Source organism: Sedimenticola selenatireducens DSM 17993 (genome assembly GCF_000428045.1).
In the GTDB taxonomy this organism is placed as follows: domain Bacteria; phylum Pseudomonadota; class Gammaproteobacteria; order Chromatiales; family Chromatiaceae; genus Sedimenticola; species Sedimenticola selenatireducens.
In genome coordinates, this window is the sequence record NZ_ATZE01000009.1 from 170,074 (window position 1) to 192,850 (window position 22,777).

The 22,777-nt window shown below is 56.1% G+C and carries 17 protein-coding genes and 1 pseudogene; 16 read left to right on the forward strand and 2 right to left on the reverse strand.

Annotated elements, in window-relative coordinates:
* Positions 1–53 precede the first annotated feature (53 nt).
* Both glnD and map read right to left on the reverse strand, forming a co-directional pair.
* Entirely contained in the window at positions 54–2,693 is a 2,640-nt protein-coding gene (glnD, locus tag A3GO_RS0108455) for a [protein-PII] uridylyltransferase (protein ID WP_051301987.1), read from the reverse strand.
* Between the two features lie 15 nt (positions 2,694–2,708).
* Positions 2,709–3,500 (reverse strand): annotated as a pseudogene (map, locus tag A3GO_RS0108460) (type I methionyl aminopeptidase); the annotation flags it as partial.
* 400 nt (positions 3,501–3,900) lie between these two features.
* Between map and rpsB the strand changes: the two are divergent.
* The 16 genes from rpsB (at position 3,901) to dnaE (ending at position 22,710) form a co-directional block, all read left to right on the forward strand.
* Positions 3,901–4,647 carry a 30S ribosomal protein S2 gene (gene rpsB, locus A3GO_RS0108465; RefSeq protein WP_211245088.1) on the forward strand — a complete coding sequence of 249 codons (747 nt, stop codon included), beginning with the start codon at positions 3,901–3,903 and terminating at the stop codon, positions 4,645–4,647.
* A gap of 224 nt (positions 4,648–4,871) precedes the next feature.
* Positions 4,872–5,759: a translation elongation factor Ts gene (tsf, locus tag A3GO_RS0108470; protein WP_029133033.1), complete on the forward strand. Its 888-nt coding sequence runs from the start codon at positions 4,872–4,874 to the stop codon at positions 5,757–5,759.
* An 80-nt stretch (positions 5,760–5,839) separates the two neighbouring features.
* On the forward strand, positions 5,840–6,568 hold the full coding sequence (gene pyrH, locus A3GO_RS0108475) for a UMP kinase (RefSeq protein ID WP_029133034.1): 729 nt from the start codon (positions 5,840–5,842) through the stop codon (positions 6,566–6,568).
* Positions 6,558–7,115, forward strand: a complete 558-nt coding sequence (gene frr / locus A3GO_RS0108480) for a ribosome recycling factor (protein WP_029133035.1) — start codon at positions 6,558–6,560, stop codon at positions 7,113–7,115. Before pyrH ends, frr begins: the two co-directional genes overlap by 11 nt.
* A 205-nt stretch (positions 7,116–7,320) precedes the next feature.
* Entirely contained in the window at positions 7,321–8,079 is a 759-nt protein-coding gene (locus tag A3GO_RS0108485; protein ID WP_051301989.1) for an isoprenyl transferase, read from the forward strand.
* 2 nt (positions 8,080–8,081) lie between these two features.
* Positions 8,082–8,903, forward strand: a complete 822-nt coding sequence (locus A3GO_RS0108490; RefSeq protein WP_029133037.1) for a phosphatidate cytidylyltransferase — start codon at positions 8,082–8,084, stop codon at positions 8,901–8,903.
* Positions 8,900–10,078, forward strand: coding sequence for a 1-deoxy-D-xylulose-5-phosphate reductoisomerase (ispC, locus tag A3GO_RS0108495; RefSeq protein WP_029133038.1), 1,179 nt, complete (start codon positions 8,900–8,902; stop codon positions 10,076–10,078). Before A3GO_RS0108490 ends, ispC begins: the two co-directional genes overlap by 4 nt.
* A 10-nt stretch (positions 10,079–10,088) precedes the next feature.
* Positions 10,089–11,501, forward strand: coding sequence for an RIP metalloprotease RseP (gene rseP, locus A3GO_RS23175; RefSeq protein ID WP_037374952.1), 1,413 nt, complete (start codon positions 10,089–10,091; stop codon positions 11,499–11,501).
* Positions 11,502–11,779: 278 nt separating this feature from the next.
* On the forward strand, positions 11,780–14,074 hold the full coding sequence (gene bamA / locus A3GO_RS0108505) for an outer membrane protein assembly factor BamA (RefSeq protein WP_029133039.1): 2,295 nt from the start codon (positions 11,780–11,782) through the stop codon (positions 14,072–14,074).
* Between the two features lie 16 nt (positions 14,075–14,090).
* On the forward strand, positions 14,091–14,609 hold the full coding sequence (locus A3GO_RS0108510) for an OmpH/Skp family outer membrane protein (RefSeq protein WP_051301992.1): 519 nt from the start codon (positions 14,091–14,093) through the stop codon (positions 14,607–14,609).
* A gap of 9 nt (positions 14,610–14,618) precedes the next feature.
* Complete coding sequence (lpxD, locus tag A3GO_RS0108515) at positions 14,619–15,677, forward strand: UDP-3-O-(3-hydroxymyristoyl)glucosamine N-acyltransferase (RefSeq protein WP_335340022.1); 1,059 nt, start codon at positions 14,619–14,621, stop codon at positions 15,675–15,677.
* Between the two features lie 88 nt (positions 15,678–15,765).
* On the forward strand, positions 15,766–16,206 hold the full coding sequence (fabZ, locus tag A3GO_RS0108520; RefSeq protein ID WP_084609934.1) for a 3-hydroxyacyl-ACP dehydratase FabZ: 441 nt from the start codon (positions 15,766–15,768) through the stop codon (positions 16,204–16,206).
* Positions 16,203–16,973, forward strand: coding sequence for an acyl-ACP--UDP-N-acetylglucosamine O-acyltransferase (gene lpxA / locus A3GO_RS0108525; protein WP_029133043.1), 771 nt, complete (start codon positions 16,203–16,205; stop codon positions 16,971–16,973). Before fabZ ends, lpxA begins: the two co-directional genes overlap by 4 nt.
* A gap of 215 nt (positions 16,974–17,188) precedes the next feature.
* On the forward strand, positions 17,189–18,346 hold the full coding sequence (gene lpxB / locus A3GO_RS0108530; protein ID WP_029133044.1) for a lipid-A-disaccharide synthase: 1,158 nt from the start codon (positions 17,189–17,191) through the stop codon (positions 18,344–18,346).
* On the forward strand, positions 18,346–18,924 hold the full coding sequence (rnhB, locus tag A3GO_RS0108535; RefSeq protein WP_029133045.1) for a ribonuclease HII: 579 nt from the start codon (positions 18,346–18,348) through the stop codon (positions 18,922–18,924). Before lpxB ends, rnhB begins: the two co-directional genes overlap by 1 nt.
* Before the next feature lie 213 nt (positions 18,925–19,137).
* A complete protein-coding gene (gene dnaE, locus A3GO_RS23180) occupies positions 19,138–22,710 on the forward strand; it encodes a DNA polymerase III subunit alpha (RefSeq protein ID WP_051301995.1) in 3,573 nt (1,190 codons plus the stop codon).
* Positions 22,711–22,777 lie beyond the last annotated feature (67 nt).

A 22,777-nucleotide genomic window follows, 5' to 3' on the forward strand; every position in this document is an offset into this window, starting at 1 on the left:
CCTGCAACTCCTGTAGCTGACCGGGCAACACGCCGGGTGAATTCACGGCGCTGTCAGCGCAGGCGCTCCTGTATCTCTTTCTCCAGCGCCTCGAACTGCTCGCGGCTGGCGAGCGGTTTGTCATTTCTATCAGTGATGAAAAAGGTGTCTTCCGCCTCGGCGCCGATGGTGGCGATCTTGGCGTTGATCAGTTTTATTTTGCATTTTGCGAAGGCATAGCCGACCTGAGAGAGCAGGCCGGGGCGATCATCGGTCAGCAGTTTCATGATGGTGCGCTGATTGCCGTAGTCCTGCACAAAGTCGATGCGGGTTGGGGTGGAGAAGTGTTTCAGCCGCCTGGGGATACGGCGGGATACGACGAGATTGGCAGATTCCGGATCGATCAGGGTGTCTCTCAGCAGGTCGCAGATCTCGTCTCTTCTGCCGGCCTCTTCGACCGGGCTGCCGTCCTGTTCCAGTACCAGGAAACTGTTCAGCGTAAGGTTGGTATGGGTGGTTTCGATACGGGCGCTGACAATGTTCAGGCCCAGCTGATCGAGCAGGCTGGTGATGATGGCGAACAGGTCATCCCGGTCCGCTGCATAGAGGAAAATCTCGCTACCGCCGCGGGTGCTGGATTTACGTAACAGCACTAACGGCAGCTGCTCCGGTGTGCTGGCGAGGATCATCCGGGTCTGCCAGGCGATCTCCTCCCAGGTATGGTAGAGAAAGTAATCGAGACTGAGAGTCGTCCAGTGTGCAATCGCGCTGTCCGGGTCCAACCCTTCCGATTTCAGCAGATGCAGGGCGCCGGCCTGCTTGTTCTGCACAATCTCATCCCGCTCCTGGGGGTTCTGCAGGCCGCGCAGCAGCGCCTGTTTGGTGGCGATGTAGAGTTCCCGGAGCAGGGAGTTTTTCCAGCTGTTCCACTTTTTTGGGTCGGTTGCGCGGATATCCGCCATGGTGAGCAGGTAGAGATAGTCCAGATGCACGGGGTTTTTCACCATCTGGGCAAAATCGCGGATCACGTCCGGATCACTGGTGTCCTTGCGTTGAGCGGTGATGGACATCAGCAGATGCTTTTCCACCAGCCAGGAGACCAGGCGACTGTCATAGTCGCTCAGGCCGTGCAGTTTGCAGAAGTCCCAGGCATCCTTGGCACCCAGTTCGGAGTGGTCGCCGCCGCGGCCCTTGGCGATATCGTGGAAGATAGCGGCGATGTAGATCAGTTCGGGTTTCGGCAGTTTCTCCATGATATCGCTGCAGAGCGGGAATTCGCCACGGTACTGCGGCACCGTCAGACGCCGCAGATTACGCACGACAAACAGGGTGTGCTTGTCCACGGTGAATACATGGAACAGGTCGTACTGCATTCTGCCGACGATATTCAGGAAGGCGGGAATGTAGCGGGCCAGAATGCCATAGCGGTTCATGCGCCGCAGTTCGTGGGTGATGCCGACGGGTTGACGGAGGATCTCCATGAACAGGCTGCGCGCGCGGATGTCGGCGCGGAAATCGTCGTCGATCAAGTGCCGGTGCTTGCGAATCAGCCGGATGGTGCTCGCCCTGACGCCGTTCAGTTCCGGATGCTGTTCCATGACCAGAAACAGTTCCAGAAGCGCCAGCGGATACTGGGTAAATATGTCCTTGTGCACCACCTCCAGAAAACCGCTTCTGGACTGGAACCGACGGTTGATCGGCTTCGGCTCATCGAGGTGGCATTTCAGCAGAATCACCTCCTGGAACAGCTGCAACAGCAGTTCGTTCATCCGCCGCAGACGCAACGCGGTACGATAATACTGCTGCATGAATTTCTCGACTCCCAGCTCCTGTTTATCGTCTTCGTAGCCGAACTGGGAGGCCAGGGTGCGTTGATAGTCAAACAGAATGCGATCCTCCCGGCGCCCGGTCAGGAGGTGGAGCGCGAAGCGGATGCGCCAGAGATAGTCCTGGCAGTCCATCAGGTCCAGGTACTCCTCTTCGGTCAGGAAACCGTGCACCACCAGATCGTGCATGGTCTTGGCGCCATAGTGGCGCTTAACCACCCAACCAATCATCTGGATATCGCGCAGGCCACCCGGACTCTCCTTGATATTGGGCTCCAGGTTGCTGATGGTCTCCTCATACCGGAGATAGCGCTGTTTCTGCTCCTCCCACTTGGCGGTAAAAAACCGCTCGCTCGGCCAGATACTGTCCGGACCGGTGGAAGCCTGCATCTGCTGGAACAAGGCCTCCTGCCCGGCCAGCAGTCGGGCCTCCATGATATTGGTGGCGATGGTAATGTCCTGTTTTGCCTCGCTGACGCACTCGGCAACCGTGCGGACACTGTGGCCCACCTCGAGTCCGATATCCCAGAAGAAGGTCAGCAGTTCGGCCAGGGTTTCGGAATAGCGATCCGGGTTCTGTTCATCCAGTAGAATCATCAGGTCGATGTCGGAACCGGGGTGGAGTTCCATGCGGCCATAACCACCGACCGCAATCATGGCTGCTTCCGCATTGGCAGGCATTTTCAACTTCCAGGCCTGGAGCAGCAGGTTGTCGATCATCTGGGCACGCATCGGCACCAATGCGGTAATCGGGTCACCCTGTTCAAAGCGGGTCTTGAGTACCTGATAGACCTGTTTGATGGCGTTACGGAATATCGGAAGCGGGTTGGTTGCCCCTTCAAGCTGACTGGCAAACTGGCCAGGGTCAAAACTTATTTCGGAGGTCATTGGCGGGAACCGGAGTCAGGCAATGGACTGGGCAGGCTGTTCCCGCTCCTCGTCTCGCAGGGTGAGTACCTCATAACCCGTTTCGGTTACCAGAATGGTGTGTTCCCATTGGGCGGACAGACTGCGATCCTTGGTGACCACTGTCCAGCCATCCGGCAGCATCTTGACCTGGCGTTTGCCGGCATTGATCATGGGTTCGATGGTAAAGCACATCCCGGGAAGCAGCTTGATACCGGTTCCTGGTGATCCATAATGGAGCACCTGGGGGTCCTCATGAAAACCGCGACCGATCCCATGCCCGCAATATTCATGCACCACCGAGTAGTTATGGGATTCGGCATATTGCTGGATGATGTGGCCGATATCTCCCAGGTGGGCGCCCGGTTTTACCTGGTTGATGCCGAGCCAGAGTGCCTCGTAGGTCACCTTGGTCAGTCTCCTGGCAAGAATTGAGGCGTCACCGACCAGGAACATCTTGCTGGTATCGCCATGAAAGCCATCCTTGATGGTGGTGATATCAATATTGATAATATCACCGTTCTTAAGCTTTTTGTTCCCTGGTATTCCATGGCAGACCTGATGATTTACCGAGGTGCAGATGGACTTGGGAAAGCCGCGATAGTTGAGCGGGGCGGGAATGGCGTTCTGTACGTTGATGATATAGTCATGGCACCGCTGATCCAGTTCATCCGTGGTGATACCGGGTTGCACATAAGGAGCAATCATCTCCAGCACCTCGGCCGCCAGCCGGCCGGATACCCGCATCTTTTCGATCTCTTCGGGGGTTTTGACGATTACACTCATACTCGTTGCGTATCCTGTGGTTTCTGAAAGGCGCTGTTACCTGACTATCGGTTCAATTTTCAGGCTTAATGCTATAAATACCTATTGTAAAGGTTAATTTTGCCACATTCATCTCTGCTTGCCATGGGGTTGAATTTATTTCCGTGACTGTGATGTCGGAGTGTGTCAGGCGCTGTTTTCCGGCCGATGCCGATTGTCGCACTGCGGCTTCTGTGGTATAAAACGCGCCCTTGGTCCGTCAACCGCAACTTGTGGAGGGCCAGGGACGGCAGGATAGCATCCGCCGAACTACTTCACACACGTACCGGCACAGCTGTCGGGGTGCCCGGGAAACCGGGTCGCCAGTTGGGGTACGTGGAGGACTAACCCGTACAATTCGGAGCAATACATGAGCAACATCTCGATGCGTCAGATGCTTGAGGCTGGCGTGCACTTCGGTCATCAGACCCGCTATTGGAACCCCAAAATGGGGGCCTACATCTTCGGTCATCGCAACAAGATTCATATTATGAATCTTGACAAGACCCTTCCACTGTACAAAGAAGCCATGAATTTCATGGGTTCGCTGGCTGCAAATGGCGGCAAGATTCTATTTGTCGGTACCAAGCGCGCTGCCAGCGAAACCATCAAGGAAGAGGCGACACGCTGTGGCATGCCCTATGTGAACCACCGCTGGCTGGGCGGCATGCTGACCAACTTCAAGACCATCAAACAGCGCATCAAGCGCTTGAAGGATCTTGAAGCGATGTTTGAAGACGGCACCATTGAGCGTTTCAACAAGAAAGAGGCCCTTGGCCTGCGTCGCGAAATGGAAAAGCTTGATCGCAGCCTGGGCGGCATCAAGGAGATGAACAGCCTGCCGGACGTGCTGTTCGTGATCGATACCGGACACGAGGATATTGCCGTCGCTGAAGCCCGCAAGTTGGGTATTCCCGTGGTTGGTGTGGTGGATACCAACAACAACCCCGACAACATTGACTACGTGATCCCGGGCAACGATGACGCCATCCGTGCGATTCAGCTCTATGTGCAGGGCGCCGCGGCGGCAGTTCTGGAAGGACGTGCCAGTGCGGCCCATCTGGGTGGCAAAGAGGGCAGCGTTGACGAGTTCGTCGAAGTCCCTGAAGAGAAGGCCAAGGCAGCAGAATAACAACTGCCTGCCGGCTTTGTCGGAAAACCAGGCGGGCCCTGCTCATCAGGCGCCCGCCCACTTTAACTGATAGCGACTACTCCGTTAGCTTAACAAAACCGCTGAGGTGCCTATCCGGACACGGCGATGCGCATATCACATCATCCGATTTAGCATTGCACGACTGTTCGGGTTTCAAGCCGCTATCTACTTACTAGCTTTAAATAAGCGAGGAATTACGAATCATGGCGATTACAGCCTCTCTGGTAAAGGAACTGCGTGAACGGACCGGTTCCGGCATGATGGAATGCAAGAAGGCATTGGTCGAGACCAATGGCGATATCGATGCGGCCATCGAAAACATGCGTAAATCAGGACAGGCAAAGGCTGCCAAAAAGGCAGGGCGCACCGCTGCTGACGGCCTGATAGTCATCCAGATGACCGATAACAACAAAAAGGGTGTCATGGTTGAAGTCAACTGTGAAACCGATTTTGTTGCCAAGGATGAGAATTTCACCTCTTTTGCCAACGCCGTGGCACAGCGTGCCCTGGCATCGGAAGTGGCCACCGTTGAAGAGCTGCTGAATGCCCCGCTGCACGATGGGGAAGAGACCACGGTAAATACCGCTCGTGAAGCACTCATCGTAAAGATTGGCGAGAATATGAATGTTCGCCGGTTTGAGCGCTTCGAGTCCGCCAATGGCCGCCTGGCCAGCTACAGCCACGGCTCGCGCATCGGCGTGGTGGTGGATATCGAAGGCGGGGACGATGATTTGGCGAAGGACATTGCCATGCACGTGGCCGCGAGCAATCCAACCTGCGTCTCCGAGGAGCAGGTGCCCGCTGAACTGGTGGAAAAAGAGCGCGAAATCTTCAAGGTACAGGCGCTGGAAAGCGGCAAGCCGGAAAATATCGTGGACAAGATCGTTGACGGTCGGGTGCGCAAGTACTTGTCCGAGATCACCCTGTTGGGTCAGGCTTTTATCAAGGACCCGGATACCACTGTGGAAAAACTGCTCGCCGGTGTCGGTGCCACCGTCAACGGCTTCAAGCGGTTTGAGGTAGGCGAGGGAATCGAAAAGAAGCAGGAAAACTTCGCCGACGAGGTAATGGCGCAGGTCCGCGGTGAATAAGTGAAGTGAAAACAGTCCCGGTCTCCCGGGACTGTTTTTATCTTTACCTTTCCTTGAACAGAATATTTTAGAGAATCCGTATGTCTGAGTTGATCTGCCGGCGCATCCTGCTCAAATTGAGTGGTGAAGCGTTAATGGGTGCGGGAGCTTTCGGTATTGACCCTGAAGTGATTGCCAGGGTGGCTGAAGATATCAAAGGACTTGTTGACTCCGGCATTCAGGTTGGCCTGGTGATTGGCGGCGGGAACATTTTTCGTGGTGAAGGGCTCGCCAAAGCCGGTATGGACCGGGTTTCCGGTGATCATATGGGTATGCTGGCGACGGTGATGAACGCCCTGGCCATGCAGAATTCACTGTTGAAGCTGGGTGTTGCTGCCCGTACCATGTCCGCCATCAGCATGGAGCAGGTGTGTGAGACGTACGTACGCAGGAAGGCAGTGGAATACCTGGAAGATGGCGTAGTCGTGCTGTTTGCCGCCGGTACGGGCAATCCGTACTTTACCACCGATTCGGCTGCCAGTCTGCGGGCAATCGAAATCGATGCCGACCTGATGATCAAGGCAACCAAGGTCGACGGGGTATATTCGGCCGACCCGATGAAAGATCCCAAGGCCGAATTTTACCCCCGCATCAGCTATGATAAGGCGCTGGCTGATGACCTGAAGGTGATGGATGCGACGGCAATCGTATTGTGTCGCGATAACGGTATGCCATTGCGGATAATGAATATCAATACCCCGGGTGCCTTGCTGCGTCTGGTGAAAGGCGAAGAAATCGGTTCCCTTGTGGAGAGTGGAAATGATCGATGACATAAAAAAAGACGCGACTACGCGCATGGGAAAAAGTGTAGATGCACTGGATCATGAACTGGCAAAGGTGCGGACGGGCCGGGCACACCCCAGTCTGCTGGACCACCTCACGGTCTCATACTATGGTTCCGATGTACCGCTCAGCCAGGTAGCCAATGTCACGGTGGATGATGCCCGTACCCTGGCTATCACCCCGTGGGAAAAGAATATGGTGCAAACCATCGAGAAGGCGATCATGAATTCCGATCTCGGTCTGAATCCGAATTCCGCCGGAACGGTTATCCGGGTGCCGCTGCCGCCGCTGACCGAAGAGCGCAGAAAAGATCTGATCCGGGTTGTGCGTGGAGAAGCCGAACAGGCCCGGGTTGCGGTGCGGAATATTCGGCGTGATGCCAACAGTGAACTGAAAAACCTGGTAAAAGAGAAGCTGATCTCTGAGGATGACGAGCGGCGCGGCCAGGAGATAATTCAGAAACTGACCGACCAGCACATCAAAGAGATTGATGAGCATCTTGCGGTCAAAGAGAAGGATCTGATGTCGATCTGACCTGATACATCGGATTGCTGACGGGTATGGCCCGCTCTATATCCAGGGCGCACTATGCCGACGAGGTACCCGGGGTCAAAGTCGAATTTGCGATCAGTTCCCGGAATGGAATCCGGGGAGGTTGTGCAAATCTGGCTCTGACCCCTTAAAGTTAGATAACAGACAATCTACACAATGCAGCAGCGGACAGAGGATTCTGGGTTTAATGGAGGTTGATGGAGTGACCCGGTTGCCACGGCATGTCGCCATAGTAATGGATGGCAACGGCCGGTGGGCAGCGCAGCGAAAGCTGCCGCGCCATGCCGGACATCAGGCGGGTGTCAAATCGGTCCGTACCAGCGTGGAGCAGTCGGTAAAGCACGGTATCGAGGTGCTTACACTATTCGCCTTCAGCAGCGAAAACTGGAAACGGCCACAAAAAGAGGTCACCCTGCTGATGGATCTTTTTATGGTGGCCTTACAGCGTGAAGTAAAGCGTTTAAATCGCAACAATGTCCAGCTGCGGGTCATCGGCGATCGCAGTGCATTTTCCGGGAAACTTCAGCAGCGTATCGCTTCTGCCGAAGCTGATACGGCCGGCAACGATGGCCTGGTGCTGCAAATTGCCGCCAATTATGGTGGTCGCTGGGATATCGTTCAGGCGGTCAGGCATCTGGCCAAAAGAGTGGAGTCTGGTGAATTGTCGGCGGATCAGATCACCGAGTCTGCCATAGCCTCCGCGCTCTCCTTTTCCGATTTGCCCGATCCGGATCTGTTTATCAGGACCGGGGGTGAACAGCGCATCAGCAATTTCATGCTTTGGCAATCCGCTTATACCGAACTCTATTTTACCGATGACTACTGGCCGGATTTTGATGCTGGAGCTTTCGATAGCGCACTTCACTATTATGCCGGCCGCCAACGGCGTTTCGGTATGACCGGGGAGCAGGTGCCAACCCACACATCCCCTGATCCGACAGACTGATTATGCTACTGCATCGGATTTTAACCGCACTGGTTCTTTTGCCGCTGGTGATTGGAGGGGTGCTCTACCTGCCGACCACGGGCTTCGCCCTTTTGTTGGCCGCAGTGATTCTCCTGGGGGCGGATGAATGGACGCGGCTGGCTGAGTTTACGAAATTCCCTGAGCGAATTTTCTATCTGCTGACCATGGCGCTGGCCATGGCAGTACTCTACGTTGTCTTGCCTAACCAGTGGGTGAGTTTGGGATTGTTTGCGGGCGCCGCCTTCGGCTGGTTTGCGATCAGCTTGATAATTATCCGTTATCGGCCGGAGAAACCGCTTGAGCCAGGCCGACCAGTCAAGCTGCTGATCGGTTATTTTGTGCTGTTGCCCACCTGGGCGGCACTGGTCTATCTGCATAACTATGGTCCCCAGGGACCTGCTCTGGTGCTATTCGCCCTGTCGCTCTCCTGGGTGGCCGATACCGGCGCCTACTTTGCCGGCAGACAGTGGGGAAAGATCAAGCTGTCCCCCCATATCAGCCCGAAAAAGACCCGCGAGGGTGTCTACGGTGCCCTGGCTGCAGTAGCGTTGTGGAGCGGGCTGTTGATCTGGTTGCGCCCGGAAACGGGTACCGTATCCCAGGTTGTAACGCTCTGCCTGCTGGTTTGCCTGGTGTCGGTGGTTGGCGATCTGTTCGAAAGTCTGCTGAAACGACAGGCCGGTATTAAGGACAGCGGTAATCTACTGCCCGGTCATGGGGGTATACTGGATAGAATTGACAGTCTGACAGCGGTGGCGCCGGTGTTTACCCTGGGACTGTTGTTACTTGGGGGTGGCAGGTGATCGGCTTGACAGTATTGGGCTCGACCGGCTCTATCGGTATCAGCACGCTGGATGTGGTTGCGCGACACCCGGACCGGTATCGTATCGTTGCCCTGACTGCCAACCGGGATGTGGATGGGCTCTACCGGCAGTGCCTGCAGTTTCGGCCGGATTATGCAGTCATGGCGCATCGAGATGCGGCGCTCAGCCTGGAGCAACGGCTCAAGGAGGCGGGATCGTCGATCAATGTGCTGGCCGGCGTGGAGGGACTGGAACATGTCGCCTCTATTTCCGATGCCCACTATGTCATGGCGGCCATTGTCGGTGCTGCCGGTCTGTTGCCGACACTGGCGGCGGCCAGGGCGGGCAAGCGGGTGTTGCTGGCCAATAAAGAGGCGCTGGTAGTGGCTGGTGAGCTGTTCATGCAGGCCGTTGAGCAGGGCGGGGCGGAAATCCTGCCGATCGACAGCGAGCATAATGCGGTATTTCAGTGCATGCCGGCCGATTTCTCGCACGGGTTGGACCAGGTGGGTGTTTCCCGCATCCTGTTGACGGCATCCGGAGGGCCTTTTCGCACACTCTCGCTGGATCAGCTTCAGGACGTGACACCGGATCAGGCCTGTGCCCACCCCAACTGGGATATGGGGCGCAAGATATCGGTGGATTCCGCCACCATGATGAACAAGGGTCTGGAGGTGATTGAGGCCTGCTGGCTGTTCCATACGACGCCGGACCGGATCAAGGTGGTGTTGCATCCGCAAAGCGTTATTCACTCCATGGTTGCCTATACGGATGGCTCGGTGCTCGCGCAACTGGGCAATCCCGATATGCGTACCCCGATCGCCCATGCTCTGGCGTGGCCGGAGCGCATCGAATCCGGGGTGGCCCCTCTGGATCTGTTTGATGTGGCTCGACTCGATTTTGAGCCGCCCAGTCTGGAGCGGTTTGCCTGTCTCCGGCTTGCCTATGAAGCGATCGAGGCGGGCGGCACCAGCCCGGCTATCCTGAATGCGGCCAATGAGATGGCTGTGGATGCTTTTCTTTCCGGAAAACTGCGATTTACCGATATCCCCGGGGTGATTGGTTCGGTACTCGATACCCTGCCGGGAGAGCATGGTGCCGATCTGGATACCCTGCTTGCGATTGATGAGTCGGCCCGCCGGCGGGCGGAACAATTGATCCGTAACAGGGTCTGAGCTAATCGCCATGTCTTCATTTCTATTCACAGTTGCATCGTTCGTTGTTGCCCTCGGAATCCTGATCGCGGTTCACGAGTTCGGGCACTTCTGGGTCGCCAGAAAACTGGGTGTCAAGGTGTTACGGTTTTCCATCGGATTCGGAAAACCGTTGCTGACATTCCGTGGGCGGGCGTCATCACCTGACGCGTCGGAAGGTGTTCGACTCTCCGAGGCCGATCTGGGGACCGAGTATGTGGTGGCGGCGATACCCTTGGGCGGCTACGTGAAAATGCTCGATGAGCGTGAGGGGGATGTCCCCCCGCGTTATCTGAACCAGGCCTTCAACAGACAATCAGTTGCGGTTCGTTCGGCGATTGTTGCGGCCGGGCCACTGTTCAATTTTGCCTTTGCCCTGCTGGCCTTCTGGTTTATCGGTGTGTATGGGGATACCGGTTCTCGCCCCTGGATCGGTCAGGTGACCGAGGCGACCATCGCCGCCGAGGCGGGATTCAGCGCCGATGATGAGATTCTTTCCGTGGGTGATACCTTGACCCCCACCTGGGAAGCCGCCGTTTACACGCTGCTGACGGATGCCACCTCGGGCGATGATGTGGTCGTCAAGGTGCGGGATGTTGCCGGTCTTGAGCAGTTGCGCATATTGCCGGGTGGTCGTCTGCTGGGATTGGCTGAGGACGGCCGGTTACTGGAGCGTATTGGCCTGTCGCCAAAACGACCGGTGATTGAGCCGGTTATCGGCCAGGTTGTGGCGGGGGAGGCGGCCGAATCCGCCGGCATTGAAGTCGGTGATCGGGTTATTTCGGTCGACAATCAGGAGGTGAACTCCTGGTCCGAACTGGTCGACTACATCCAGAAACACCCGGCATCACTGGTTGAAATGGAGATTTCCCGCGCAGGTGCGGAGCATCGAATCAAGCTCATTGTCGGCCAGATGACACGTGGTGACCAGACTGTCGGGCGGATAGGTGCGGGACCCCATGTGCCTGAGGGGCTGTTCGATGACTACCGGGTGGAGGTGCGGTATGGCCCTCTGGATGCGGTGGCCATGGCCGCAGTCAAGACCGGAGATATGTCACTGTTTATGCTGAAAATGCTCGGCAGGATGTTGACTGGAGAGATCTCTGTCAGAAACCTCAGCGGGCCTATTTCGATAGCCCAGACCGCAGGTCGGACGGCGAGTTTCGGGCTTACCCAGTTCCTCAAGTTTTTGGCTCTGGTCAGTATCAGTCTGGGCGTGCTTAATCTACTGCCGGTTCCGATACTGGATGGCGGGCACCTGTTCTACTTCCTGGTAGAGGCGATCAAGGGGAGTCCGGTTTCCGAGGCCGCACAGGCCTTCGGACAGCGAATCGGGTTGGCGATTCTGCTGGGCCTGATGACCCTGGCGTTCTATGTGGATATCACGCGCCTGTTCAATTCGTAATTAATTTGGTCTGCCCCTTGGGCGTGGTGGAAAGATTATTTATACTAGGGCACTTTTCCTGTTCGCGGGTCCTCCAGTTGGATGCGTGTAATTTGTAAAGGTTATTATTATCAGTGCCTTACGATCATCTTTTTGGTTTGTCTTAAAGAGATCATATTTCGCGGCCGCCATCTACCCTGGAGTTAACAGGATCAGAAATGGTTAATCCAGATTCCGGTATGATGAGAGGCTCTGTTGTCATGGACAGACTTAAAATAACAAAATCTTATAAAGACAATATGAATCTGGTTACTCAGTCTCGATTTTTGCTGCTCCTTGTCATCCTGCTGCTTCCTCAATTGCTTCTTGGTGAAACCTTTGTGGTGAAGGATATTCGGGTTGATGGACTCCAGCGTATCTCACCGGGAACGGTCTTCAACTATTTACCGGTAAAGATTGGTCAGCAGATCGAGTCCGATGAGACGGGAGAGATCATCCGTGTGCTCTATAAGACCGGGTTTTTCAAGGATGTAAAGCTGGAGCGGCAAGGGGATGTGCTGATCGTCTTTGTGACCGAACGCCCCGCGATCGCCAAAATCGAGATTGAAGGAAACAAATCACTTGAGACTGAACCGCTGCTGCTGGCGCTGAAGGACATTGGTCTCGCGGAAGGCCGGGTGTTCAATCGTTCGGTATTGGATAAGATTGAGCAGGAATTGCAGCGGCAGTATTTCAATCTTGGTAAATATGCCGTCAAGCTTTCATCTACCGTGACGCCGCTTGAACGTAACCGGGTGGCGATCAATATTGATATTTCGGAAGGTGGAACGGCCAGAATCAAGAAAATCAACATCATCGGCAACAGTGCCTTTGATGAAGAGGATCTGCTGGATGAGTTCTCCCTGAACACGACAGGCTTCCTTTCCTCCTTTACCAAGGATGACCAGTACTCCCGGCAGAAGCTCTCGGGCGATCTGGAGAAGCTGCGCTCGTTCTACCTGGACCGCGGCTATATCAATTTCAAGATCACCTCGACACAGGTCTCCATTACCCCGGACAAAAAGGATATCTATGTCACGGTCAATATCGAAGAGGGTGATGTATACACCATTAACGATATCCTCCTGACCGGCGATCTGGTATTGCCCAAGGAAGCCTTTTTTCCCATGATTCATCTGGTTCGGGGCGAAGTGTTCTCCAGAAAACAGGTGATTGGCAGCGCGGAGCGCATCAATACCCTGCTGGGTAATAACGGCTATGCATTCGCCAATGTAAACAGCATCCCGGATATTGACGAAGAGAAGAAACAGGTGGCTGTCACCTACTTTGTTGATCCCGGAAAGCGGGTCTATGTCCGCCGTATCAACATGAAGGGCAACAGCGATACCCGTGATGAAGTCTTGCGTCGTGAAATGCGCCAGCTTGAGTCCGCCTGGTACTCGGCAGAGCAGGTGACCCGTTCACGTGAACGTCTGCAGCGGTTGGGATTTTTCGACGAGGTTAACGTAGAGACTCCCGCCGTACCGGGTTCCACCGATCAGGTGGATGTGAATCTCACAGTGGTGGAAAAGCCGATGGGCAATCTGATGGCGGGCATCGGTTTCTCCCAGTCCGACGGTTTTATTTTCAGCACCAGCCTTAACCAAAGGAACTTTCTGGGAACGGGCAAGCAGGTCTCCCTGGCATTTGATAACAGTGATTCCAGTACCCACTACCGGATCGGTTATGTCAATCCCTACTATACCGTGGATGGCATCAGCCGCGGGTTTAACCTGAGTTATCAGAAAACCGACTTTGACGAGGTGGATACGGCCAGATACCTGACCGATACAGGCGTGGCCGGCGTGGTGTTCGGTGTACCAATTACCGAGACAGACCGGGTGAATTTCACCATGGATCTGATACACACCACCTACAAGCCTGCGGATGACGCATCGACTGAAGTAGTTGCGTTCGAGACCGAGAACGGCGATACCTTCCTCGATTTCAAGCTCGGTACCAGCTGGAGTCGGGATTCCCGTGACTCCTCCCTGATGCCCACCAAAGGGGGGATGCAGAGCCTGAGCGCGTCAGCCACCATTCCGGGCAGTGATCTGGAGTACTATAAAATTGCCTATCGACATAAACGCTATTTCCCTTTGAACAGCGCCTTTACCTTGGCACTCAACGGGGATCTCGCCTATGGTGGCGTCTATGGCGACACCTCACAGTTGCCCCTGTGGGAGAACTTCTTTGCCGGCGGCATCAAGACGGTCAGGGGCTACAAGGATTACAGCTTGGGACCAGTTGATAGCAAAAATGACGCGCTTGGCGGCAACGTCAAGATTGTCGGAAATGCCGAACTGTTCTTCCCGGCACCCTTCAAGCTGATGGAGAAAACTATCCGGCTGGGGCTGTTTTTTGATGCGGGTAATGTATTTTCCACCAATGGCGGGAACGATATAGATCTGGGTGAGCTGAGGTACTCTGCCGGGGCCTCGGCCTTCTGGCTCTCTCCCATGGGTGCGCTGGGCGTGAGCCTGGGTGTTCCACTCAATGAAAAACCGGGTGATGAGACTGAGATATTCCAGTTCACCTTCGGCACCGCATTTTAAGCATCAGGAGATAAAATTGAAGAAGTCAGCCTTAAGCATTCTTGCGATTTTACTGTTCAGTCTGATTTCGGTCGCGAACGCAGCCGATTTTAAGGTCGGCGTAGTTGACCTGAATAAGGTGATGGAGAAATCACCGCAGGCCGAGGCAATCAGCAATTCGCTGAAAAAAGAGTTTCAGGCGCGGGATCAGGACCTGATTGCCAAGGCGAAACAGCTGAAACAGCTCGAGGACAAGCTGGCCCGCGATGCTGCGGTGATGAGTGCGGAAGAGGCCAAAAGGCTTGAGAACGACATCCGTTCACGCCGGCGTCAACTGACCACATCCCGGGCGGAATTTCGTGAAGATGCCAATCTGCGCCGGAATGAAGCGGTCAATCGCCTGTTGCGCAAGGTTGGCGAAGTGGTCAGTCAGATTGGCGAAGAGGAAAAGGTTGACGTAATCCTGACTGACGGGGTGGCCTATTTCAATAAACGGGTTGATCTTACAACTAAAGTTTTACAACGCCTTGAAGAGCTCCACAAAACGTCCAATTAGGGTAGGCCGGTGAACGGAGTGGTGTTTCGCCTGGCAGATCTGGCTGCACATGCAGGGGCCGAGTTACTGGGTGACGGCGAGGTACGCATTACCCATGCCGATACCATACAGGATGCAACCAAAGGTGCGATCTGTTTTCTGGCTAACAGCAAATATCGCCACTACTTATCGAAAACAGAAGCATCCGCGGTAATTCTGTCCCGGGAAGATGCGGCATACTCCCGGACTGCCGGACTGATCTCCGATAATCCCTATCTCACCTACGCCCGGGTCGCCTCTCTGCTTTATCCCGTGTCGGATTTGGCGGGGGGTGTTCACATATCGGCCGTTATCTCCGCTAGTGCGAATGTTGATCCTGACGCCTGGGTGGGACCCTGCGCCGTCATTGGGGAAAATGTGCAGATTCGGTCGGGTGTCAGGATTGGTCCGGGTTGCGTGGTCGATGACGATAGCTTCATTGGTGAAAACAGCCGTCTGGTTGCCAATGTAACCATCTGCTCCGGCACGGTAATCGGCAAAAGGGTGCTGATACACCCCGGGGCGGTCATCGGCAGTGATGGATTTGGCAATGCCAATGACCAAGGTGCATGGGTCAAAGTGCCGCAGATCGGTATTGCCAGGATTGGCGATGATGTAGAGATTGGCGCCAATACCACGATTGATCGGGGTTCCTTGCGGGATACCGTGATCGCCGATGGCGTCAGATTGGATAACCAGATCCAGATTGCCCATAACGTTCGCATTGGCGAACACACGGCAATTGCTGGATGTGCCGGCGTGGCCGGTTCCACCTCGATTGGTAGATACTGTACCTTGGGCGGGGGGGTCGGTCTCTCAGGCCATCTGGAGATTGGGGATAATGTGCATTTCTCCGGCCAGACGCTGGTTACCCGTTCATTTAAGGAGCCGGGATATTACAGCGGGAACCTGCCTGCGGTTCCGAATGGTGAATGGCGAAAAACCATTGCCCGAATCAGGCGCCTGGAAAATGTTATGCAGCGGTTAAGCGCGCTGGAAAAGCAGGTCTTGGCCGATAAGTCTGAAAACAATAGTGATGATCAGGCTTAGGCCGGTCGTCATGAAGTTGATTCGATAACTGTTTTGTCTTGATCGCTGGCAGTGTTACTGCAGCGGCAGGGGGAGTCATTTGAGTACGATGGATATTAATAAGGTGCTGACCCTGTTGCCGCACCGCTACCCGTTTCTCCTGATAGATCGGGTGCTTGATTTTGAGAAGGACACCAGGCTGCTGGCGTTGAAAAATGTTACCTATAACGAGCCCTTTTTCAACGGTCATTTTCCCATCCGGCCGGTAATGCCCGGTGTCCTGATCGTTGAGGCGATGGCACAGGCAACCGGTCTGCTGGCGATGGAATCAAACCCGGAAACGGTAACCGATACCACGGTCTACCTGTTCGTGGGAATCGACAAGGCGCGTTTCAGGCGTCCCGTGGAACCCGGTGATCAGTTGATGATCGAGGTGAACCAGAATTCAATCAAGCGCGGTATTGGTATATTCTCATGTACCGCCAAGGTGGATGGTCAGGTCGCCGCTACTGCGGAAATCATGTGTACTGCCCGGGATTTTGCTCCTTGATTGATCCAAAAGCCGCCATTGACCCCTCAGCCGAGCTGGGTGAAGGGGTTTCAGTAGGACCTTTTAGCGTAATAGGTGCCGGTGTCCGTATCGGCAAGGGCACGCGCATTGGGCCTCACGCCGTGATTAAGGGGCCAACCACTATTGGTGAGGATAATCAAATCTACCAGTTTGCCTCGGTTGGTGAGGACCCTCAGGACAAGAAATATGCAGGTGAGGAGACTCGGCTGGAGATTGGCGACCGCAATGTGATCCGTGAATTTACCACCATCAATCGGGGTACCGCGCAGGATGCGGTGGCAACCCGTATCGGTAATGACAATCTGTTGATGGCTTATACCCACGTGGCGCATGACTGCCAGTTGGGTGATCACATTATCATGGCCAATGCCGCATCACTCGGCGGGCATGTAGTCATTGGCGACTGGGCGATTCTGGGCGGTTTTACCATGGCGCATCAGTTTTCCCATATCGGTGCACACAGCTTCTGCGCCATGGGGTCGGTCATTAACAAAGATATCCCTCCCTATGTCACAGTAAGCGGGCATCCGGCCAGGACCTGCGGTATTAACTCGGAAGGTTTACGCCGGCGGAATTTTGCCAGCCAGACGATTCAACAAATCAAACGTGGTTACAAAATCATCTACAAGCAGCAGCACACTATTGAAGCGGCTCTGGAAAGCCTGCGTCTGCTCGAGCAGGACTGTCCGGAAATCAGGCTCTATATCGACTTTCTGGAGCAGAGTGAGCGCGGCATCGCCCGGTGAGCCGGACAGTCTTGAGAATTAACGGCGGGGTTGAATTCGAACTCCTCAGCCAGCGGTAGACGTGGGGTGATGAGAGGGTTTCATCCCCATTTGCAAAGCACCAACCCGTAGGTAGGGGTGAGGAACGAACCCCAACATCATGGCGCACACACATGAAATCCCCTTTGGGTTCGCAAGCTCACCCCAACCTACGAACTTTGATTAAGTAACCGGCTATGCTGAAAGTTGGAATTGTTGCCAATGAACCGTCTGGCGACCTGTTGGGCGCCGGGGTGATTCGGGAGATCAAAAAGCGCTATCCGGACGCCCGCTTCGAGGGCGTGGGCGGTCCACTAATGATAAGAGAGGGCTGCCGAAGCCTGTTCTCCATGGATCGGCTGTCGGTCATGGGGTTGATCGAGGTGCTGAAACATCTCCCTGAGTTGCTGTCGATACGCAAAAAGTTGCTCAGCCATTTCCTGCAGGCCCAACCGGATGTGTTCATCGGTATCGATGCGCCGGATTTTAATCTTGGCCTGGAAACGGCCTTGAAAAAGTCGGGAATTCCCACGGTTCACTATGTCAGTCCGACGGTCTGGGCCTGGCGCCCCGGCCGGGTCAAGAAAATCCGGGCAGCGGTTGACCTGATGCTGAGCATTTTTCCTTTTGAAGCGGAATTTCTTCAACAACACAAGGTGCCGGTCCAGTATGTCGGACATCCTCTGGCCGATGAAATCCCGCTGCAGAACGATCGACCAGCCGCCCGGGCGGTGCTGGGCGTGACCGACCGGCCCCATGTGGTTGCCATGCTCCCGGGTAGCCGGGTGGGGGAGATCGAGTCGCTGTCGGCAACCTTTATCCGGGCGGCCCTGCAACTCACGGAGCGTTATCCCGATGCCCATTTTCTGGTGCCGCTGATCAATGAGCGCACTCGAGCGGCATTCGAGTCTGTGCTCAATCGTGAGGCGCCGGATCTGCCGGTCACCCTGGTGGACGGGCAGGCAAGAACCGTGATGATTGCAGCCGATGTGGTGCTCACCGCCTCGGGTACCGCCACCCTCGAGGCGATGTTGCTGCGGCGCGCCATGGTGGTGGCCTACCGGCTTAATCCACTCACTTACTGGATCGTCAATCGCTTCAATCTGGTCAAGATACCCTATGTCGCGATGGCCAACCTGCTTGCGAATGAGGCACTGGCCCCGGAATTCATTCAGGATGCTGCCACGCCCGAGGCGCTGGCGGACGCCCTGAGTGAATTGCTGGAGTCTCCAGAGCGGCTAAGGTATATCCAGCAGCGTTACGGGGAGTTGCACGAGACTCTGCAGCAGGACTCGAGTCGCAAGGCGGCGGAGGCGGTGCTTTCTCTGATAGGACGAAACAGGAGTGCGGAATAATGTCTGATCTGATCTGGATTGCCGGGGTGGATGAGGTCGGCAGGGGCCCCCTGGCCGGACCCGTGGTGGCGGCTGCGGTGATATTGCATCCGGATAGGCCCATTACAGGACTCGCCGACTCGAAAAAACTGAGCGAGAAGCGTCGGGAGCAGCTTGCGCACGAGATCAGGGATAAGGCCCTCTGCTGGGCGCTGGGGCGGGCGGAAGTGGAAGAGATCGATCGGCTCAACATACTCCATGCCAGTCTGCTGGCGATGAAAAGGGCGGTTGAGGCACTCACTACCCGGCCAGGCCATGCGCTGATCGATGGCAATCGCTGTCCGGATCTCCCGTGCAGCGCCGAGGCCGTCGTTGGTGGTGACGGCAGTGAACCGGCAATCAGCGCCGCATCAATCCTAGCCAAGGTGTCACGGGACCGGGAGATGGTGTTGCTGGATCAGCAGTATCCGGGTTATGGCCTGGCGAAGCACAAGGGCTATCCGACCAAGCTCCATGTGGTGGCGCTGCAGGAGCTTGGCGTCAGCCCGATCCACCGTCGCTCCTTCGGTCCGGTGAAAAGGCTCCTGTCGGGTAGTTAAGGATGCTCCATTGGCGCGTCGTCGGGTGCCGGTGAAAGAAATACAACCGCAAAGTGTGCGAAGTACGCAAAGCCATAAAGGTATACACTTTGCGCCCTTGGCGGTTTCTCATTTTATGTGTGAGATCTGTGCTATTCCACGGACAGGAAATGTCGGGCCGGGTATGATTTCAATCTGAAAATCCGTTAACGACTGGGTTACAATATCGCCACTATGCATCCAGCCTTCATCCATCTGCGTGTCCATTCCGAATACTCCCTGGTTGATGGGTTGGTGCGGATCAAGCCGCTGGTTGCCCGGGTAGCCGAACTCGGCATGCCGGCAGTGGCGGTAACGGACCAGTCAAACCTGTTCTCCCTGGTAAAGTTCTACAAGGCATCCATTGCCGCCGGGGTGAAGCCGGTCAGCGGTGTGGATGTCTGGGTACGGGATCCGGAAGATCCCAACAACCCCTTTCGACTGCTGCTGCTGGTGCAGAATTCCCGGGGCTATCGAAATCTCACCTGCCTGGTGTCCAGAAGCTACCGGGAAGGTCAGCACCTGGGCAAGGCGATGCTTGAAGGCGACTGGTTCTCGCGCGAGAGCTGCGAAGGGCTGATCGCCCTTTCCGGCGGCCGTGCCGGAGATATTGGCCGGGCGTTGCTGGCGGGGAACCCGGCCCAGGCGGAACAGCGTCTGCGACATTGGCTCGATCTGTTTGGTGATCGCTTCTACCTGGAACTGCACCGCACCGGGCGCGAAGGTGAAGAGCGTTGCCTCCATGCCAGTATCGACCTGGCCACCCGTCTGGACGTGCCGGTGGTGGCCACCAACGATGTGCGTTTTCTTACCCCGGATGATTTTGAGGCCCATGAGGTGCGGGTCTGTATTCATGAGGGTCGTACCCTGGATGACGCCCGTAGACCCAAACACTACAGCCGGGAACAGTATCTGCGCACGCCGGAGGAGATGGTGGCGCTGTTCGCGGATATTCCGGAAGCGCTGGAAAACAGCGTGGAGATCGCGCGACGCTGTAATATCGAGCTGACTCTGGGACAAAATTTCCTGCCCGATTTTCCCATTCCCGAAGGCATGACCATTGAGGAGTTTTTCTCCCGGGAGTCGATGCGCGGACTGGAGCAGCGGCTGGAGATTATCCTGGACCGGACCGATCCTGCGTACGCCGAGAAACGCAAGGTCTACGATGATCGCCTGCAGGTTGAACTGGATGTGATCAACCAGATGGGTTTCCCCGGCTACTTCCTGATCGTGGCTGATTTTATCCAGTGGGCCAAGGATAACGGCATTCCGGTCGGACCGGGACGTGGATCGGGTGCCGGCTCCATTGTCGCCTACGCGCTGAAGATCACCGACCTCGATCCGATCGAGCACGAACTGCTGTTCGAGCGCTTCCTCAATCCCGAGCGCGTCTCCATGCCCGATTTCGATGTCGACTTCTGCATGGATAACCGGGATCGGGTGATCGACTATGTAGCGCGTAAATACGGCCGCGACTCGGTCTCCCAGATCATCACCTATGGCTCGATGGCGGCCAAGGCGGTAGTCAGGGATGTGGGGCGCGTACTGGGTCACCCCTACGGCTTTACAGACCGCATTGCCAAGATGATCCCGTTTGAGATCGGTATGACCCTGAACAAGGCGCTGGAGGAGAGCGAGGATCTGGCGGCCGCCTTCCGTGATGAGGAGGAGGTGACCCAGCTGATCGAAATGGCGAAAAAGCTCGAGGGTGTGGCGCGCAATGCCGGCAAGCATGCCGGCGGCGTGGTGATCGCGCCGGGCCTGCTGACCGATTTCACGCCGCTCTATTGTGAACCGGGAGGCGCCAACCTGGTTACCCAGTTCGACAAGGATGATGTGGAGCAGGTGGGGCTGGTGAAGTTCGACTTTCTGGGTCTGCGGACCCTCACCATCGTCGACTGGGCCTTGAAGACGGTCAACCGCAAGCGCCAGGAACAGGGTCAGGAACCGGTGGATATTACCCTGATCCCGATGGATGACACCGAAGCCTTTGCCCTGTTGAAAAAGTGCGAGACCACGGCGGTGTTCCAGCTCGAATCCCGCGGCATGAAGGAGCTGATCAAGAAGCTGCAGCCGGACTGTTTCGATGACATCACCGCGCTGGTGGCCCTGTTCCGCCCCGGCCCGCTGCAGTCGGGCATGGTGGATGACTTTATCGCCCGTAAGCATGGACGGCAGGAGGTGGTCTACCCGCACCCGGATCTGGAACCGATCCTTCGCTCCACCTATGGCGTGATCCTGTATCAGGAGCAGGTGATGCAGATCGCCCAGGTGCTGGCCGGCTACTCCCTCGGGGGCGCCGACCTGCTGCGGCGAGCCATGGGCAAGAAAAAGCCCGAGGAGATGAAAAAACAGGGAGAGATCTTCCGTGCAGGCGCCGTGGCGCGCGGTGTGGATGAGGAAGTGGCCACCTATATTTTCGACCTGATGGAGAAGTTCGCCGGTTACGGCTTCAACAAATCCCACTCCGCCGCCTATGCCCTGGTCTCCTACCAGACCATGTGGTTGAAGGCGCACTACCCCTCGGCATTCATGGCGGCGGTGCTGTCGGCGGATATGGATACCACCGATAAGGTGGTGACGTTGATCGATGAGTGCCGCAGCATGAATCTGGTGGTCAATCCACCCCACGTCAATCATTCCGAATATATGTTCACGGTGGGTGACGGGAGTGAGGTGATCTATGGGCTGGGCGCCATCAAGGGGGTGGGTGAGTCGGCCATCGAGAGTATCATCGAGGCACGGAAGTCGGGTGGCCGGTTCAAGGATATCTTTGAATTCTGTCGCCGCATCGACCAGCGCAAGGTTAACCGAAGGGTGCTCGAATCCCTGCTCAGGGCCGGGGCGCTGGATGAGCTGGGGGCCAATCGCGCCAGCCTGATGGCTCAACTCCCCCTGGCATTGAAGATGGCCGAGCAGCATCATGCCAGCCTGGCAGCGGGGCAGGAGGATCTGTTTGGTATCGCCGCCCCTCAACCGCAGGCGGCGATTGATGGGCAGATGATCCCGGATGATAGCGAGGAGTGGGAGGATGAAATCCGCTTGCAGGGTGAGAAGGAAACCCTGGGTCTCTATCTGACCGGTCATCCGATTGATCGCTATGTGCCGGAGATGAGCGGATTGGGTGTGACCCGGATCGGCAATCTTTCCCTGGATGGGGGTGTAGGTGGGGATGGCGGTGGGTACCAGAAGCGTTCCAAGCAGCGGGTCATGGTGGCGGGGCTGGCGCTCTCTGTAAGTCATCGCCAGACCCAGCGCGGCCGCACGGGTACGGTGGTGCTGGATGACCGTAGCGGCAGGATCGAGATTACGCTGTTTTCCGACGCGTACGAGGCGTTCAAGGATCTGCTGGTGAGTGACCGGATTCTTTTGGTGGCGGGCAATCTGAACTATGACGAGTACCGGGGGGGGCTGAGTATCCGGGTTGATCAGGTAATGGAGTTCCAGCAGGCGCGGGAGTTGAATGCCACGGCCCTGCGACTCACCTGGAATCATCGTCTGCTGTCGCAGAGGCAATTGACAGCTAAAGATTTTGCCGAAGAGCTGAGTAGCGTGCTGACACCGTATCAGGGGGGGGGGTGTGATCTTCAAATTTGCTATCAGGGGGATACCGCCGCTGCTGCGCTGCGCTGCGATGAGAGCTGGCGGGTGCATCCGGCCGATGAGCTGTTACGGCAACTCTCCCGTCTGCTGAATATGGAGTCGGTCGAGGTAATCTACTCTCGTGGTCGAGTCATGGAGCGGGCCGAAGCAGTCACGCCTGCCTGATACAGAAAACAGTTCGTGGGTTGGACTGAGGACCGAACCCCAACATTAGGGAGCACAAAGATGAAAA